This window comes from Laedolimicola ammoniilytica (assembly GCF_025567165.1).
In the GTDB taxonomy this organism is placed as follows: domain Bacteria; phylum Bacillota; class Clostridia; order Lachnospirales; family Lachnospiraceae; genus Laedolimicola; species Laedolimicola ammoniilytica.
In genome coordinates this window covers 27501-29126 of record NZ_JAOQKC010000032.1, presented here as the reverse complement: position 1 = coordinate 29126, position 1626 = coordinate 27501, and the positions used below count along the sequence as shown (strand labels likewise).

Annotated in this window: 1 rRNA gene; it reads right to left on the bottom strand. The window is 50.4% G+C overall.

Annotated elements, in window-relative coordinates:
• Nucleotides 1-1621 (bottom strand): 23S ribosomal RNA (locus OCV63_RS16280); the annotation flags it as partial.
• Nucleotides 1622-1626 lie beyond the last annotated feature (5 nt).

Here is a 1626-nt window from a genome sequence, read left to right as displayed (position 1 = left end):
GGGTACTCTGCAAACAATAGCGGCTTTTCTCGACGCATGGCTCATGTGCTTCCCTACTTGATTTCGGTACGCGTCACGTCTTCGGATTGTTAAGCGGATTTGCCAACTTAACTCCTACTTCGCTTGCACCGGACTTTCCATTTCCGGCTCACACTCTCCACACGTGTCCCCACAGTTCTGTTACAGAGCAGTACAGGAATCTCAACCTGTTGTCCATCGACTACGTCTTTCGACCTCGCCTTAGGTCCCGACTTACCCAGGGCAGATCAGCTTTACCCTGGAAACCTTAGATATTCGGCCGGAAGGATTCTCACCTTCCTCTCGCTACTCATTCCGGCATTCTCTCTTTTTAACAATCCACAGCTCCTTACGGTACTGCTTCGTCTCGTTAAAAATGCTCCTCTACCAATGTACTAGGTACATTCCTGAGCTTCGGTGTCGTGTTTTAGCCCCGGACATTTTCGGCGCAGGACCTCTCGACCAGTGAGCTATTACGCACTCTTTTAATGTATGGCTGCTTCTAAGCCAACATCCTGGTTGTCTTTGAAATCCCACATCCTTTTCCACTTAACACGCACTTTGGGACCTTAGCTGCAGGTCTGGGCTCTTTCCCTTTTGACTACCCAACTTATCTCGTGTAGTCTGACTCCCGATGAGCATCTATATGGCATTCGGAGTTTGATATTCTTCGGTAAGCTTTGACGCCCCCTAGGAAATTCAGTGCTCTACCTCCATTAGACTCCATCGAGGCTAGCCCTAAAGCTATTTCGAGGAGAACCAGCTATCTCCGGGTTCGATTGGAATTTCTCCCCTACCCACACCTCATCGCCACCCTTTTCAACGGATGTGCGTTCGGACCTCCATTGCCTTTTACGGCAACTTCATCCTGGACATGGGTAGATCACCCGGTTTCGGGTCTGCCTGAACTGACTTCACGCCCTATTAAGACTTGGTTTCCCTTCGGCTCCACACCTTAAGTGCTTAACCTCGCCAGTCCCGGCAACTCGCCGGACCGTTCTACAAAAAGTACGCGGTTCCGCATATAAAGCGGTTCCACAGCTTGTAAACACAGGGTTTCAGGTTCTCTTTCACTCCCCTCCCGGGGTCCTTTTCACCTTTCCTTCACAGTACTATGCGCTATCGGTCACTAAGGAGTATTTAGGCTTACGGGGTGGTCCCCGCTTGTTCCCACAAGGTTCCACGTGTCTCGTGGTACTCTGGATACCGCCATGTCTGCTTTCCTTTCATGTACGGGGCTTTCACCCTCTCTGGCTGGCTTTCCCAAAACCATTCTACTAGAATTGCAGAATCAATTACGCGGTCCGAACCCCAGAGTGCACGCACTCTGGTTTGGCCTCTTTCCATTTCGCTCGCCGCTACTTTGGAAATCGAGTTTTCTTTCTTTTCCTCGCCCTACTTAGATGTTTCAGTTCAGGCGGTTCCCCTCCATACGTTATGAATTGGCGTATGGATGACTGAGGTCTTCTCAGCCGGGTTTCCCCATTCAGATATCTCCGGATCAATGGATATTTGCTCCTCCCCGAAGCTTTTCGCAGCTTATCACGTCTTTCATCGGCTCTTAGTGCCAAGGCATCCACCCTGCGCTCTTTCACGCTTGACCATTCT